The organism is Sphingopyxis sp., from assembly GCF_035686825.1.
In the GTDB taxonomy this organism is placed as follows: domain Bacteria; phylum Pseudomonadota; class Alphaproteobacteria; order Sphingomonadales; family Sphingomonadaceae; genus Sphingopyxis.
Map to the genome: position 1 here is coordinate 176,994 of NZ_DASRYZ010000002.1, position 13,376 is coordinate 190,369.

18 protein-coding genes are annotated in these 13,376 nt (G+C 64.7%); 11 read left to right on the forward strand and 7 right to left on the reverse strand.

Going from position 1 to position 13,376, the window contains the following annotated elements:
- Nucleotides 1-23 precede the first annotated feature (23 nt).
- The gene (locus VFG17_RS02020; RefSeq protein ID WP_325027809.1) at nucleotides 24-317 is read right to left on the reverse strand and encodes a DUF6489 family protein; all 294 of its coding nucleotides are present in this window, start codon (nucleotides 315-317) and stop codon (nucleotides 24-26) included.
- A gap of 109 nt (nucleotides 318-426) precedes the next feature.
- Here VFG17_RS02020 and VFG17_RS02025 point away from each other — a divergent pair, with 109 nt between their 5' ends.
- The 3 genes from VFG17_RS02025 to VFG17_RS02035 are packed head-to-tail and all read left to right on the forward strand — an operon-like array spanning nucleotide 427 to nucleotide 3,113.
- Complete coding sequence (locus VFG17_RS02025) at nucleotides 427-1,125, forward strand: dienelactone hydrolase family protein (protein WP_325027810.1); 699 nt, start codon at nucleotides 427-429, stop codon at nucleotides 1,123-1,125.
- Complete coding sequence (locus VFG17_RS02030) at nucleotides 1,122-1,520, forward strand: nuclear transport factor 2 family protein (RefSeq protein WP_325027811.1); 399 nt, start codon at nucleotides 1,122-1,124, stop codon at nucleotides 1,518-1,520. The genes VFG17_RS02025 and VFG17_RS02030 overlap by 4 nt, the downstream gene beginning before the upstream one ends.
- A 15-nt stretch (nucleotides 1,521-1,535) precedes the next feature.
- Nucleotides 1,536-3,113: an FMN-binding glutamate synthase family protein gene (locus VFG17_RS02035; protein ID WP_325027812.1), complete on the forward strand. Its 1,578-nt coding sequence runs from the start codon at nucleotides 1,536-1,538 to the stop codon at nucleotides 3,111-3,113.
- Here the strand turns inward: VFG17_RS02035 and VFG17_RS02040 are convergent.
- The 6 genes from VFG17_RS02040 to hemE all read right to left on the reverse strand — a co-directional run bounded on the left by VFG17_RS02040 (nucleotide 3,110) and on the right by hemE (nucleotide 7,553).
- Entirely contained in the window at nucleotides 3,110-3,496 is a 387-nt protein-coding gene (locus VFG17_RS02040; RefSeq protein WP_325027814.1) for a DUF1489 domain-containing protein, read from the reverse strand. The two genes, VFG17_RS02035 and VFG17_RS02040, sit on opposite strands and share 4 nt — an antisense overlap.
- 103 nt (nucleotides 3,497-3,599) lie before the next feature.
- On the reverse strand, nucleotides 3,600-4,262 hold the full coding sequence (locus tag VFG17_RS02045; protein WP_414712926.1) for a TerC family protein: 663 nt from the start codon (nucleotides 4,260-4,262) through the stop codon (nucleotides 3,600-3,602).
- Nucleotides 4,263-4,321: 59 nt separating this feature from the next.
- Nucleotides 4,322-4,615, reverse strand: a complete 294-nt coding sequence (locus VFG17_RS02050; RefSeq protein WP_325027815.1) for an antibiotic biosynthesis monooxygenase — start codon at nucleotides 4,613-4,615, stop codon at nucleotides 4,322-4,324.
- A gap of 9 nt (nucleotides 4,616-4,624) precedes the next feature.
- Nucleotides 4,625-5,881 carry a transcription termination factor Rho gene (gene rho, locus VFG17_RS02055; RefSeq protein WP_037557490.1) on the reverse strand — a complete coding sequence of 419 codons (1,257 nt, stop codon included), beginning with the start codon at nucleotides 5,879-5,881 and terminating at the stop codon, nucleotides 4,625-4,627.
- A 193-nt stretch (nucleotides 5,882-6,074) separates the two neighbouring features.
- Entirely contained in the window at nucleotides 6,075-6,491 is a 417-nt protein-coding gene (locus VFG17_RS02060; protein WP_325027816.1) for a CopD family protein, read from the reverse strand.
- A gap of 33 nt (nucleotides 6,492-6,524) precedes the next feature.
- Nucleotides 6,525-7,553, reverse strand: a complete 1,029-nt coding sequence (hemE, locus tag VFG17_RS02065; RefSeq protein WP_325027817.1) for a uroporphyrinogen decarboxylase — start codon at nucleotides 7,551-7,553, stop codon at nucleotides 6,525-6,527.
- Between the two features lie 347 nt (nucleotides 7,554-7,900).
- On the opposite strand from hemE, the gene VFG17_RS02070 reads away from it, so the two are divergent.
- From VFG17_RS02070 to VFG17_RS02105, 8 genes are all read left to right on the forward strand, one after another.
- Complete coding sequence (locus tag VFG17_RS02070) at nucleotides 7,901-8,713, forward strand: pyruvate, water dikinase regulatory protein (protein WP_325027819.1); 813 nt, start codon at nucleotides 7,901-7,903, stop codon at nucleotides 8,711-8,713.
- Nucleotides 8,710-9,306, forward strand: a complete 597-nt coding sequence (locus VFG17_RS02075; RefSeq protein ID WP_325027821.1) for a Maf family protein — start codon at nucleotides 8,710-8,712, stop codon at nucleotides 9,304-9,306. The genes VFG17_RS02070 and VFG17_RS02075 overlap by 4 nt, the downstream gene beginning before the upstream one ends.
- Nucleotides 9,303-10,121, forward strand: a complete 819-nt coding sequence (aroE, locus tag VFG17_RS02080; protein WP_325027822.1) for a shikimate dehydrogenase — start codon at nucleotides 9,303-9,305, stop codon at nucleotides 10,119-10,121. The genes VFG17_RS02075 and aroE overlap by 4 nt, the downstream gene beginning before the upstream one ends.
- Nucleotides 10,122-10,128: 7 nt before the next feature.
- A complete protein-coding gene (gene coaE, locus VFG17_RS02085) occupies nucleotides 10,129-10,752 on the forward strand; it encodes a dephospho-CoA kinase (protein WP_325027823.1) in 624 nt (207 codons plus the stop codon).
- 19 nt (nucleotides 10,753-10,771) lie between these two features.
- A complete protein-coding gene (dnaQ, locus tag VFG17_RS02090; RefSeq protein ID WP_325027824.1) occupies nucleotides 10,772-11,473 on the forward strand; it encodes a DNA polymerase III subunit epsilon in 702 nt (233 codons plus the stop codon).
- 44 nt (nucleotides 11,474-11,517) lie between these two features.
- A complete protein-coding gene (gene hpf / locus VFG17_RS02095) occupies nucleotides 11,518-12,090 on the forward strand; it encodes a ribosome hibernation-promoting factor, HPF/YfiA family (RefSeq protein ID WP_037557496.1) in 573 nt (190 codons plus the stop codon).
- A 148-nt stretch (nucleotides 12,091-12,238) separates the two neighbouring features.
- Complete coding sequence (locus VFG17_RS02100; protein ID WP_325027826.1) at nucleotides 12,239-12,703, forward strand: PTS sugar transporter subunit IIA; 465 nt, start codon at nucleotides 12,239-12,241, stop codon at nucleotides 12,701-12,703.
- A 124-nt stretch (nucleotides 12,704-12,827) separates the two neighbouring features.
- Complete coding sequence (locus tag VFG17_RS02105; RefSeq protein ID WP_325027828.1) at nucleotides 12,828-13,166, forward strand: DUF1491 family protein; 339 nt, start codon at nucleotides 12,828-12,830, stop codon at nucleotides 13,164-13,166.
- The last annotated feature ends 210 nt before the right edge of the window (nucleotides 13,167-13,376 follow it).

Consider the following 13,376-nt stretch of genomic DNA (forward strand, 5'->3'; position numbering starts at 1 on the left):
CGTATCGCTTACAGGATTTTGGTTCAGCTCTTGCGCCCCTTGGCGGGCTTGTCATCGACCGCCGCATCGCCCGGCTTCGCGCCGCCCATCAATCCGCCACCGAATTGACCGAGCAACGACTGGACCAGCCCCAGCCCGCTCTCGCCCATCGGCACCCAGGTCTTGACCATCGACTGGACCATGTCGGGGGTGATCCCCTTCGCCATCAATTCCTTGACGCGGTCGAGGTAGATATCGTGGAGCGGCTCGAGATCGGGAAGGCCGAACAGGCGGCGCGCCTCCTCGGGGGTGCAATCGATCTCGATATTGAACTTCATCGCCTGTCTCCGCGCCGAAAAATGCCGGTTAGCCGCTTGAGCCCTGCTCATCGCGCCGCTAGCTTCGCGCTTTCACCACAAAGAAGCAAGAGACAGGAGAGCTCCCCACATGGCCGCGACCAACACCCAGATCCCGACGCTCGACGGCGCCGGCACCCTTCCCGCCTATGTCGCGCGTCCCGACGCCGACAGCACGCGCGCGATCATCGTCATTCCCGAAATTTTCGGGGTGAACGAAGGCATCCGCAAGAAATGCGACGACTGGGCGGCCGAAGGATATCTCGCGATCGCACCCGACATCTTCTGGCGCTTCGCCCCCGGCGTCGAGCTCAGCCCCGATATCGAGGCCGAATTCCAGCAGGCGCTCGGCTATTTCGGCCAATATGACGCCGACGACGGGGTCAAGGATATCGAGGCGGCGATCCACTGGTTGCGCGGCGAAGGCGCCGAAAGGATCGGCTGCGTCGGTTTCTGCCTCGGCGGCCGCCTTGCCTATATGGCGGCGACGCGCACCGATATCGACGCATCGGTCGGCTATTATGGCGTCATGATCGACCAGATGCTGAACGAGGCGCATGCGATCGCCAATCCGCTGATGCTCCACATCCCGACCGAGGATCATTTCGTCGATCACGCGGCGCAGAAAAAGGTGCACGAGGCGCTCGATCCGCATCCGAAGGTCACGCTCCACGACTATCCGGGGCTCGACCATGGCTTCGCCGCGACGATGGGCAATCGCCGCGACGAGGAAGGAGCGCAACTCGCGGACGGCCGCACGCGCGCCTTCTTCGCCGAGAAGCTCGCATGACGGGCCATGCGGGTCTCGCCGCCTGGCACGCCTATATGGCGGGCGGCGGCGACCCGCAGGCCTTGCGCGACCTGCTCGCCGAGGATGCGGTGTTCCACTCGCCCGTCGTCCATACGCCGCAGGAAGGGCGCGACAAGGTCTTCGCCTATCTCCACGCCGCGAGTCACGTCCTTGGCGGCGACGATTTCCGCTATCTGCGCGAGATCGTCGACGGCGGCCAGGCGGTGCTCGAGTTCCAGAGCAACCTCGACGGGATACAGATCAACGGGGTCGACATCATCACTTGGGACGAACACGGAAAGATAAAAGATTTCAAGGTGATGGTTAGACCGCTCAAGGCGATCAACAAGGTCTGGGAAAAGATGGCGGCGATGCTCGCGGCGCAGGCGGGCTAAGCCGCTCGCCATCCAATGCACCGCTGGATCGCCTTCCCTATCCTCCTCGCCGCGATCGCGCTGGCAATATGGTGGCCGCCGGCGCGCTGGACGCTGATCCTGTGGGTGCCGCTTCTTCTCGTCGCCTTCTATGACGCGATCCAGCGGCACCACAGCCTCCGCCGCAACTTTCCGCTGATCGCGCGCATTCGCTGGCTGTTCGAGGATTTGCGGCCCTTCCTCTACGCCTATATCGTCGAAGGGCCGCTCGACGGCCGCCCCTTTGCGCGCGCCGAGCGCGATATCATCTATGCGCGCGCGAAGGGCGAGCTCGACAGCCATCCCTTCGGTACCGAACTCGACGTCTATTCGGACGAATATGAGTGGATGAGCCACAGCATCGCGCCGGTCGCGGGGCACGACCGGACGCTGCGCCCGGTGGTGGGCACGTCGCAATGCTCGAAACCCTATCGGCCCGCCCTGCTCAACATCTCGGCGATGAGTTTCGGTTCGCTCGGCGCCAATGCGATCGAGGCGCTCAACCTCGGCGCCAAACTCGGCAACTTCTATCACGACACGGGCGAGGGCGGCTTCAGCCCCTACCATCGCACCCACGGCGGCGACATCGTCTGGGAACTCGGCAGCGGCTATTTCGGCTGCCGCGACGCCGAAGGTCGCTTCGACCCCGAACGCTTCCGCGACCGCGCGGTCGAGGATCAGGTCAGGATGATCGAGATCAAGCTCAGTCAGGGCGCCAAGCCGGGGCACGGCGGTGTCCTCCCCGGCGCCAAGGTCAGCGCCGAAATCGCCGCGACGCGCGGGGTCCCCGAGGGGCAGGATTGCATCTCGCCCGCCGCGCATTCGGCGTTCGACACGCCGATCGAGATGCTCGAATGGGCCGCTCGATTGCGCGAGATGTCGGGCGGCAAGCCGGTCGGGATCAAGCTCTGCGTCGGTCAGCCGCACGAAATCTATGCCGTCATGAAGGCGATGATCGAGACCGGCATCCGCCTCGATTATATCGTCGTCGATGGCGCCGAGGGCGGCACGGGCGCGGCGCCGGTCGAATTTTCGAACCGCGTCGGCATGCCTTTGCGCGAGGGTCTGATCTTCGTGCGCAACGCGCTCGTCGGCTGCGGGCTCAAGGAGGAGATTCGCCTCGCCGCGTCGGGCAAGGTCCATTCGGGCGCGGGGCTCGCGGTCAATTGCGCGCTCGGCGCCAACTGGTCGAACGCCGCGCGCGCCTTCATGTTTTCGCTGGGCTGCGTCCAGTCGCTCAAATGCCATACCGACATGTGTCCGACCGGCGTCGCGACGCAGGATGCCGGCCGCCAAAGCGGCCTCGTCGTCGAAGACAAGGCCGAGCGCGTGCGCCGCTTTCAAGCGGCGACCGTCTCGGCGCTGTGGGACATCAGCTGCGCGATGGGGCTCGACGATCCGTGGGCGATCCGCCCGCACCACCTCCACGAGCGGCTCAATTCGGCGCGCTCGGACTCGATCGACCGCATCTATAAATTCTACGAGCGCGGGGTTCTTCTCGACGATCCGCAATCGATCGCGAGCGCCCGTTACTGGGCGATGGCGCGCGCCGACAGCTTCCGCGCAGCCTTTTAGATCAGGCTGAGTTCGGCGAGCTCGCGATACAGTTCGGGCGGCAGATCGGCGAGCCCGTCATCCTCGCTGATTCCCTTCGGTGCATCGGCATCGGCAAGGTAGCGCCACCCTTGGTGCGCGCGCTTCGGCTGCGGATGAATCCGCTCGAGCTTCGCGACGCAGACGATATCGACCCGCCCGTCGCTCCGATCCTCGAAGCGCAAAATTTCGACGCGCCCGACCAGCGTGTGTTTGACGATGAAATGCAGCTTGCCGCCGATCAACTCGTCGGCGCGCTTGGGCCGGAACCGTGTCGCGAAACGGATTTCGCTATCTTCGGCATGATTGGCGATCCGCGCTTGCAGCGCCGGGTAATCGGAACAGCCGACGGCAACGCGGGTCATGTGAAGCTGGGACATACGAAGCAGATGGGAAGCCTGAACGAAAAAGGCCAGCCCCTCCCTCATTTGGGCGGAGCCGGCCTCTTCATTTCAAGCCGAAAATCGATCAGCCGAACAGCGTACCCACCCCGACGCTCGGGTCGACCCAGCCGTCGTAGATCATCTTGAACGCGACATAGACGATCACGGCAAGGCCGAGATAGGCGATCCAGCGGTAGCGCTCGATATATTTAGCGATGATGTTCGCCGCGAGGCCCATCAGGGCTACCGCGAAGATCAGGCCGACGATGAGGATGCCCGGATGCTCGCGCGCCGCTCCGGCAACCGCGAGGACATTGTCGAGGCTCATGCTGACGTCGGCGACGGCCACCGCCCAAGCTGCGCCGGCGAAGCTCTTGGCGGGCTTCAGGCCCGAATGCTCGTCGCCCGCAATCTCGGGCGACCCATGCGACTGGCCGGTGTGACGCAGTTCGCGCCACATTTTCCACGCGACCCAGACGAGCAGCAGCCCGCCGACGAAAATCAGTCCGACGATCTGCATCAGCTGGGTGACGACGAGCGCGAAGGCGATGCGCAGCACCAGCGCCGCGAGTACGCCGATCAGGATAACCTTCTTACGCTGGTCGGCGGGTAACCCTGCGGCAAGCGCGCCGACGACGATCGCATTGTCGCCCGCGAGGACGAGGTCGATCATCAGCACCTGCAGGAAAGCGGCAAAGGCCGCTGGTTCGGTGATATTCGAGAAATCCTTTACGATCGCGTCCCACATTCCCGCGGGACCGCCGAAACCGCCGGCGTGCGCCGCGGCCTGAGTCAAAAATTCCAGAATCACACCAAATCTCCGAAATAGCTGACCTCTGGCATAGGGTCATAAAAAGGATGCAGCAACGCCCGCCACTGTTGGTAGCGATCCGATTGCCGGAATCCGTCTCGATGGTCGGCGACCGATCGCCATTCGGCTAACAGCAGATAGGGCTGTCCGGTTCCGGTCGGGCGGCGAATTTCGAGCGAAATAAAGCCTGGCGACGCCTCGATCAGCGGCCGCGCCGTAGCAAGGGCCGCCTCGAACGCGGCCTCGCTTCCAGCACGAACCGGAAGCAAGGCATGTTCGAGAACCGCCACAAGCGCGGCTTATTGGTTCATGCTGTCGAAGAAATCCTCGTTGGTCTTCGAATCCTTGATCTTGTCGAGCAGGAATTCCATCGCGTCGACCGTGCCCATCTGCATGAGGATTCGGCGCAGCACCCACATCTTCGACAGCTTGTCCTTCTCGACGAGCAATTCTTCCTTGCGGGTGCCCGACTTGCCGACGTCGAGCGACGGGAAGATGCGCTTGTCGGCGACCTTGCGGTCGAGCACGATTTCCGAGTTACCCGTGCCCTTGAATTCTTCGAAGATCACTTCGTCCATGCGGCTGCCGGTATCGATCAGCGCGGTGGCGATGATCGACAGCGAACCGCCTTCCTCGATGTTGCGCGCGGCGCCGAAGAAACGCTTCGGGCGCTGGAGCGCATTGGCGTCGACACCGCCGGTCAGCACCTTGCCCGACGAAGGGACGACGGTGTTGTAGGCGCGGCCGAGACGCGTGATCGAGTCGAGCAGGATGACGACATCCTTCTTATGCTCGACGAGGCGCTTGGCCTTTTCGATCACCATTTCGGCGACCTGGACGTGGCGCGTCGCGGGCTCGTCGAAGGTCGAGGAGACGACTTCGCCGTTCACGCTGCGCTGCATGTCGGTGACTTCCTCGGGACGTTCGTCGACGAGGAGGACGATGAGGTAGACCTCGGGGTGGTTGTCGGTGATCGCCTTGGCGATATTCTGGAGCAGCACCGTCTTACCCGTACGCGGCGGCGCGACGATCAGCGCGCGCTGGCCCTTGCCCTGCGGGCTGACGAGGTCGATGACGCGCGCCGACTTGTCCTTGACGGTCGGGTCGACGGTGTCGAGCGACAGCTTCTGGTTCGGATAGAGCGGGGTGAGGTTGTCGAAATTGACGCGGTGGCGCACCGCTTCGGGGTCGTCGAAATTGACCTTGATCAGCTTGGTCAGCGCAAAATAGCGTTCGCCGTCGCGCGGGGCGCGGATCTCGCCTTCGACGGTGTCGCCGGTGCGCAGACCATATTTGCGAACCTGGTTCGGCGAGACATAGATGTCGTCGGGACCCGCCAGATAATTGGCGTCCGACGAGCGCAGGAAACCGAACGAGTCCGGGAGAACCTCGATCGTGCCCGACCCGATGATTTCCTCGCCCTCTTCGGCGAGTTCTTTCAGGATCGAGAACATCAGGTCCTGCTTGCGCAGCGTCGATGCGCCCTCGACACCCAGTTCTTCCGCCATTTCGACGAGCTGGGCGGGCGCTTTGGTTTTGAGTTCTTTGAGATGCATTGGATGGATTCCAGATATTCGGGAGAAATAGGACGCGAATTTGTCGCACCGCTGGGGTGCCTATCCGGCCGTGGGACGACCGTTTCGATAGCATCGGCACGGGGGACGCGCCGCCCGTATGGAACGGGGGTTGAATCGCCCCTATAACCGGCTCGGGATCAAGTCAATCGGGCTGCGCCGGGGCGAAGGCGGGTCAGGGGCGCACGACCACGAGGATGACGATGATCGCCGCGGCGACGCCCGGCACCTCGTTGAGCATCCGCAGCTGTTTTTCGGTCAGCGGACGCTCGCCCTTTTTCAGCTTCTTGAAATAGCCGATCATCCAGCCGTGATAGCCCGACAGCGCGATCACGAGCAGCAATTTAGCGATAAACCAGCCCTCGCGCCAATAATCGCCGTTGAAGGCGAGCATCAGGCCGAAGATCCAGACGATGGTGAGCGACGGACCCAGGATGATCCGGCGCAGCCGGTCCTCGCGCTCGATCCACTTCTTGTCTTCGTCGGACCCGACCGGTGCCTGGTGATGATAGACGAAGAAGCGCGGCATCATGAACAGGCCGGCCATCAGGAAGATCACGAAAATGATATGCGCGGCTTTGATCCAAAGCATCGTCGCCCCCAAAAAACCTGCCAGTTCCATAGATTATCCGCCGCGAACGCGTTTGATCAGATGCTCGACATGCGCGATCGGCGTGTCGGGCACGATGCCATGGCCGAGATTGAAGATATGGGGACGATCGGGGAAAGCCGCAAGGATGCGGTCGATCGCCGTATCGAGCGCGGCGCCGCCCGCAACGAGCGCAAGGGGGTCGAGATTGCCCTGTACGGGAAGATGCGCCGGCAAGGCGGCGTCGGCCCAGGCGGGATCGACCGTCTCGTCGATCCCGATCGCGTCGACTCCGGTTTCGTCGGCATAGGCGCGGAGCTTGCCCCCGGCGCCCTTCGGAAATCCGATGATCGGCGTATCGGGATGGAGCGTGCGCAAGCGACGCACGATCTCGGCATTGGGCGCAATCACCCATTGCTCATATTGCGCCGGCGACAGGCTGCCCGCCCAGCTGTCGAACAACTGCACGGCGTCGACGCCATTTTCGATCTGCCCCGCCAAATAGGTCACGGTCAGCTCGACGATCGCATCGATGATCGCCTCGAACGCCGCGGGATCGCCAAACGCCATGCGCCGCGCCGCGGCCTGGTCCTTCGACCCCTGCCCCGCCACCATATAGGTCGCGACCGTCCACGGGCTTCCCGCGAAGCCCAGAAAGGTCGTCTCGCGCGGCAGCGCCGCCGCGACGCGCGCGACGGTCGCGTAAACCGGGTCGAGCCGCTCGGATGCCGCCTCGAGTGACGCGAGGGCGCTGTCGACGAGCGGCGGCGCGAGCCGCGGTCCTTCGCCCACCTCGAACCACAGATGCTGGCCGAGTGCGTGCGGGATGACGAGAATGTCGGAAAAGAGGATCGACCCGTCGAAGCCGAAGCGCCGGATCGGCTGCAACGTCACTTCGGCCGCCGCCTCGGGATCGTAGCATAGCTCGAGGAAACCGCCCTTGGTTTCGCGAAGCGCGCGATATTCGGGCAGATAGCGCCCGGCCTGACGCATCAGCCAGAGCGGCGGGCGCTCCTGACGCACCCCGCGCAGCGTCGCGAGCAGCTTCTTCGGTGACGCCTTCACGCGGCCCCTCTTTCTCTCTTCATATAGTTTTAAATATGATTGTGGTGGTTTGTAGGTCGGCGGACAAGGCGGCTTTAGGCCGGGGCGCCCATTTTGCCAACAGCTTGACTCCCGGCATTGCGGGTCGGGCCATAGAGTCGCCGCGCACTGTCCCCCTAATTCACAGCCTGTGGATAAGATTCGTCCCGTGTGGATAAGCGGTGGAGCGGAATCGACACGGCCGGGGATGAATCCCGCCTGTCGAAATCATCCCGGGGCTTCTGCCAAACTTATCCACAGGGGGCTTTTCATCAGCCGGGCGCGATCCGGCATTGCCTTTTTTCGCGGATTCCCGCCATGGTGGCGCGATGGGCCGGCTTCACCTTCACCTCATATCCGATTCCACGGGCGAGACGCTCGAAAATATCGCCAAGGCGGCGATCGCGCAATTCGACGATGTCGAGGTGGTGCGCCATTTCTGGCCGATGGTGCGATCGGAATCGCATCTCGACCGCATCATGGCCGAAGTGCAGGCGAGCCCCGGCATGATCCTCTTCACCCTCGTCAACGGCGAGCTCCGCGTCAGCCTCGAACGCCGCGCGCGCGCGCTCAACCTCCCCACCGTCGCGGCGCTCGACGCGGTGACCGACGCACTATCGCGAATGCTCGGGCAGGAGGCGAAGGCGCGTCCGGGCCGCCAGCATGTCCTCGACGCCGCCTATTTCGCGCGCGTCGAGGCGATTCAATTCACCGTCGCGCACGACGACGGCATCGGCTGGGAAAATTGGGAACAGGCCGACATCGTCCTCGCCGGCGTATCGCGCACGTCGAAAACGCCGACGAGCATCTATCTCGCGAACCGCGGCTTCAAGACCGCGAATATCCCGATCGTTCCCGAATCGCCGCCGCCGAACGCGCTGTTCAACCTCAAGCGGCCGATGATCGTCGGGCTGACGACTGGGCTCGACCGGCTCGTCCAGGTACGCCGTAACCGGCTGCTCTCGCTGAACCAGGCGCCCGAGACCGCCTATGTCGACGACGAGCGCGTCAAGGCCGAACTCGCTTATGCGCGGCGGATGTTCGCCGACAACGGCTGGCCGGTGATCGACGTGACGCGCCGCTCGATCGAGGAAACCGCCGCCGCGGTGATCAAACTCGTCGAAGACCGGGCCGGCGCATGAGCCTCCTCCTCGCCTCGCAAAGCAGCGGCCGCGCCGCGATGCTCCGCGCCGCCGGGCTCGCCTTCGAAACGAGCGCCGCGCATGTCGATGAGGAGGCGCTCACCGCTTCGCTGCTCGCCGCCGGCCAGACGCCGCGCAACATCGCCGACGCGCTCGCCGAGGCGAAGGCGGTCAAAATCTCGTCGCGGCTTCCCGGCGTCACCGTGCTCGGCGCCGATTCGACGCTCGCGCTCGATGACGGCGCGATGCTCGCGAAACCCGCGAGCCCCGAAGAGGCCGCCGATCATCTCCGCCGTATGGCGGGAACGCGGCACCGCCTGTTCAGCGCCGCGGTCGCCGCCCGCGACGGCGCGCCCGTCTGGCGCGCGATCGGCGAGGCGAAGCTGTGGATGCGCCCCTTGTCGGACGCCTTCATCGCCGACTATGTCGCGCAAAACTGGGACAGCATTCGCTGGACCGTCGGCTGTTACGAAATCGAAGGAGCGGGCGTGCAATTGTTCGACCGGGTCGAAGGCGACCCCTGGACCATTATCGGCATGCCGATGCTTCCCTTGCTGGCGTGGCTGCGCGCCACCGGGCTCGCCGCATCATGAGCAATATTCCATACGCCGAAGTGATCGGCGATCCGATCGCCCAGTCGAAATCGCCGCTGATCCACGGCTTCTGGCTCGACGCGCTCGGAATCCCGGGCGACTATCGCCGCGCGCATGTAAAGCCCGAAGACCTTGGCGCCTATATCGAGAACCGCCGCGCCGATCCCGACTGGCGCGGCTGCAACGTCACCATGCCGCACAAGGGGGCGGTGATGGATCTCGTCGACGATTCCGGCGACATTCGCGGCACGATCGGCGCGATGAACACCGTCGTGCGCCAGCCCGACGGCGCGCTGATCGGCACCAACACCGATGCCGCGGGCTTCTATTCGCCGCTCGCCGAACTCGATCTCGAGGGCGAGCCCGTCGCGGTCGTCGGTGCGGGCGGGGCGGCGCGCGCGGTGCTCTTCGCGCTTGCCCGCGCCAATGTCGGCCCGGTGACGATCCTCAATCGCAGCCCGCTCAAGGCGATGGGCCTGCTCGCGACCTTCGGCCTCAAGGGCGAGGTTGTCGGCCTCGACGCGCCGCTCCCTCCCGTATCGCTGCTCGTCAATTCGAGCAGCCTCGGCATGGCGGGCCAGCCGCCGCTCGATCTCGACCTGTCGCCGCTCCCCGAGGATGCGATCGTCTACGACCTCGTCTATTCGCCGCTCCAGACCGGGCTGCTCAAAGCCGCCGCGGCGCGCGGGCTCGATATCGTCGACGGGCTCGACATGCTGATCGGGCAGGCCGCGCTCGCCTTCGAGCTGTTCTTCGGCGCGTCGCCGCCCGAGGGCCGCGACGAGGAATTGCGCGCGTTGCTGGTGGCCGGATAATCGTGACATGACGCATCGCCCGCGCCCCGGCTCGCGGCTGCGCCGGCCCTTTATCCTCGGGCTCACCGGCTCGATCGGCATGGGCAAGTCGACCGCCGCGACGATGTTCGAACGCGAAGGCGTCCCCGTTTTCGACGCCGATGCGGAGGTGCACCGATTGCAAGGCCCCGGCGGCGCGCTCGTCGCGGCGATCGAGGCGCGCTTCCCCGGCACCACCGGCCCGAAGGGCGTCGACCGCCAGAAGCTCGGCGCGCTGGTCCTTGGCAACACCCACGAACTCGCGGCATTGGAGGCGATCGTCCACCCCGCGGTCGGCAAGGCCCAGAAACGCTTCCTCGCCCGCCACCGCGCGCGCGATCTCGTCGTGCTCGATATCCCCTTGCTCTTCGAAAAGGGCGGCTGGCGGCGGGTCGGCGCGATCGCCGTCGTCTCGGCACCGGCGTGGATGCAGCGAAAGCGCGTGATGCGCCGCCCCGGCATGACCGCGGCGAAGCTGAAGGCGATCCGCCGTCTGCAGGTTCCCGACCGCGTCAAACGGTCGCGCGCCGATTTCATCATCGAAACGGGCCGCCCCAAAAGCGAGACGCACCGTCAAATTCGCTTCATCGCCTCTTGTTTCCACGCCCGATAGGGTCCAGATTATCCATTCGATGCGCGAGATTATTTTCGATACCGAAACCACGGGTTTCGATCCCAGAAGCGGGGACAGGCTGGTCGAAATCGGATGTGTCGAGCTGGTCGACCGCCGCGAAACCGGCGTCACCTTCCACGCCTATTTCAACCCCGAGCGCGACATGCCCGCCGCCGCCGAAGCGGTGCACGGGCTGTCGATCCAGTTCCTCTCCGACAAGCCGTTGTTCGCGACGCGCGTCGACGAGCTGATCGAATTCCTCGGCGATGCGCCGCTGGTCGCGCACAACGCCGCCTTCGACTTCGGCTTCGTGAACGCCGAACTCGCCCGCGCCGGCCGGCCCGCGCTCGATATGGCGCGCATGTGCTGCACGGTGCAGATGGCGCGCAAGCTCCACCCCGGCGCGAAGCATAGCCTCGATGCGCTCTGCACGCGCTACGGCATCGACCGCAGCCACCGTGTCAAGCATGGCGCGCTGCTCGACGCCGAACTGCTCGCGCATCTCTATATCGAAATGACCGGCGGGCGGCAGATCGGCCTCGGCCTCGCGGCCGCCGCTGCCGTATCGGTGTCGCTCGATGTCGCGGCGCCCACCGCGCCGCGCGGCCCCGACCGCCCCTTTCGCGAACCCCGTCCCCATATGGCGTCGGCCGCCGAACTCGCGCGGCACGCCGAATTTGTCGCAGGGCTGAACCAGCCGCTGTGGCTCGATACGGTGTAACGACTCTCCCATTGTCGTCGCACCGGCCAAGAAGGAGAAGAAAAATGGAAATCCGCGTCTCTGGCCACCAGATCGAAACCGGCGAAGCGCTCCAGGCGCATGTGTCGGACCGGATGAACGCGATTGCCGACAAATATTTCTCGCGGGCGATCGGGGCGCACGCGACCTTCGGAAAAGGTCCGCACGACAGTTTCCAGTGCGACATCGTCGCGCATGTGATGCAGGGGCTCGTGCTCAAGGGACACGGCCAGGCGCAGGACGCGCATGTCGCTTTCGAGGGCGCGGCCGAACGCATCGAAAAACAGCTCAGGCGCTATATGCGGCGGTTGAAGGATCATAATAATGGCGTGGCCGCCCCGTCGCCGACGATCGACGAGATCGAGGATAATGCGGCCTACACCGTGTTCGACGCCGGCAGCGAAGAGGATGCGGGCGACGCGCCCGCGATCATCGCCGAAACGCGCGTCGACATTCCCAGCAGCAGCGTGTCCGACGCGGTGATGATGCTCGACCTTCGCAACACCAACGCGCTGCTCTTCGTCAACAGCAAGACCGGCACGCATAATATGGTCTATCGCCGCGACGACGGGACGATCGGCTGGGTCGAACCACGATAGGGCTGGATTTTCTCCGCCATCCGGCTTAAGGGCCGCGCCCAACGATGCCCGAAGCCGGGATGGCGGGGGGCCTGCCACGACAGATCCGCGACCGCTTGCCAGCATAGTTCCTGGCGGCGGCCGGCGTTTAACAAGATTTGGCCAGACGATGAATCTTTCTTCCCTTCTCTATCCGGCGACCGTGCGCGCGCATGTTCAGCTCGATTCGAAAAAGGCGCTTTTCCCCTTCGTCGGCGATCTCGCCGGCCGTTCGCTCGGCCTCGACGCCGGCGAAGTCAGCGAAGCTTTGCTCGAACGCGAGCGTCTGGGCTCGACCGGCTTCGGTCGCGGGATCGCTCTGCCGCACGCCAAGATGGCCGACCTCGGCGGGGTGCGCGGCCTGTTCTTGCAACTGGCGAGGCCGATCGATTTCAACGCCGTCGACGGCCTGCCCGTCGACCTGCTCTTCATCCTGCTCTCGCCGCTCGATGCCGGCGCCGACCATTTGAAAGCGCTCGCGGGCGTGTCGCGGATGCTGCGCAACGAAGCGATCGCCGACCGGCTGCGCGGCGCGAAGAATGACGAGGCGCTCTACGCGCTGCTCGCCGATACCGAAACGCGTGACGCGGCCTGACAAAAGAACACCGCGCCCCTGCGAAGGCAGGGACCCATCACCCGCCGTCGCGATTTCAGTTTCCCCCGCCTCAGGCCGGAAGGTTCGGTGATAGGCGCCGGCCTTCGCAGGGGCACACGCTGAGATGACCCGCCTCAAAAGCCGTTTCCTTGTCGACCTGCTGCTTCGCCGCACCGAGGCGGCCGGCGGCTTTGCGACGATCCTCGCCAAGGGTGACGACACATCGGGCATCATTCTTGTCCAGTGCAGCGATCGCGGTGAACCCGGGCCGCTCCTCGAGCGGCGCTTCGGCCTCGATGGGCACTATATCTGGGAGGAGGTCGGCCTCGCCGACCCAAAAGATGGTGAATCGCGCCAAAACTATCACGATCGGCGGCGAAGGGCCGATCCCGATCTGTGGATCGTCGAACTGGATATCGCAGATGCGCCACGACTCGTCGCGGAGTGGGCCGCGTTAACTTGACTCTGTTGCGGCGCACAATAACTGGCGCCCATTCGATAACGCGTAGGTCGTTCCGCGGGTTGCATCGCCTTGGGCGAAGCTCCGGTAAAACGGTTCGGACACGCAGTCGGACGATGACCGCAGGCGATATTGGACCATAGTCCCCCGCCTGTTTTGAGAGGTTCGGTTCATCGGCCGCCCTTTTGACGGACACTATGAGTCGCATTTTGA

What these genes read in the sequence shown, in the direction of transcription:
- hpf (WP_037557496.1), top strand. Translation starts at nt 11,518, where the DNA reads ATGGAAATCCGCGTCTCTGGCCACCAGATCGAAACCGGCGAAGCGCTC.
- VFG17_RS02075 (WP_325027821.1), top strand. Translation starts at nt 8,710, where the DNA reads ATGAGCCTCCTCCTCGCCTCGCAAAGCAGCGGCCGCGCCGCGATGCTC.
- VFG17_RS02105 (WP_325027828.1), top strand. Translation starts at nt 12,828, where the DNA reads ATGACCCGCCTCAAAAGCCGTTTCCTTGTCGACCTGCTGCTTCGCCGC.
- VFG17_RS02060 (WP_325027816.1), bottom strand. Translation starts at nt 6,491, where the DNA reads ATGCTTTGGATCAAAGCCGCGCATATCATTTTCGTGATCTTCCTGATG.
- rho (WP_037557490.1), bottom strand. Translation starts at nt 5,881, where the DNA reads ATGCATCTCAAAGAACTCAAAACCAAAGCGCCCGCCCAGCTCGTCGAA.
- aroE (WP_325027822.1), top strand. Translation starts at nt 9,303, where the DNA reads ATGAGCAATATTCCATACGCCGAAGTGATCGGCGATCCGATCGCCCAG.
- VFG17_RS02040 (WP_325027814.1), bottom strand. Translation starts at nt 3,496, where the DNA reads ATGACCCGCGTTGCCGTCGGCTGTTCCGATTACCCGGCGCTGCAAGCG.
- VFG17_RS02070 (WP_325027819.1), top strand. Translation starts at nt 7,901, where the DNA reads ATGGGCCGGCTTCACCTTCACCTCATATCCGATTCCACGGGCGAGACG.
- VFG17_RS02020 (WP_325027809.1), bottom strand. Translation starts at nt 317, where the DNA reads ATGAAGTTCAATATCGAGATCGATTGCACCCCCGAGGAGGCGCGCCGC.
- VFG17_RS02045 (WP_414712926.1), bottom strand. Translation starts at nt 4,262, where the DNA reads ATGTGGGACGCGATCGTAAAGGATTTCTCGAATATCACCGAACCAGCG.
- VFG17_RS02035 (WP_325027812.1), top strand. Translation starts at nt 1,536, where the DNA reads ATGCACCGCTGGATCGCCTTCCCTATCCTCCTCGCCGCGATCGCGCTG.
- VFG17_RS02030 (WP_325027811.1), top strand. Translation starts at nt 1,122, where the DNA reads ATGACGGGCCATGCGGGTCTCGCCGCCTGGCACGCCTATATGGCGGGC.
- dnaQ (WP_325027824.1), top strand. Translation starts at nt 10,772, where the DNA reads ATGCGCGAGATTATTTTCGATACCGAAACCACGGGTTTCGATCCCAGA.
- VFG17_RS02100 (WP_325027826.1), top strand. Translation starts at nt 12,239, where the DNA reads ATGAATCTTTCTTCCCTTCTCTATCCGGCGACCGTGCGCGCGCATGTT.
- coaE (WP_325027823.1), top strand. Translation starts at nt 10,129, where the DNA reads ATGACGCATCGCCCGCGCCCCGGCTCGCGGCTGCGCCGGCCCTTTATC.
- VFG17_RS02025 (WP_325027810.1), top strand. Translation starts at nt 427, where the DNA reads ATGGCCGCGACCAACACCCAGATCCCGACGCTCGACGGCGCCGGCACC.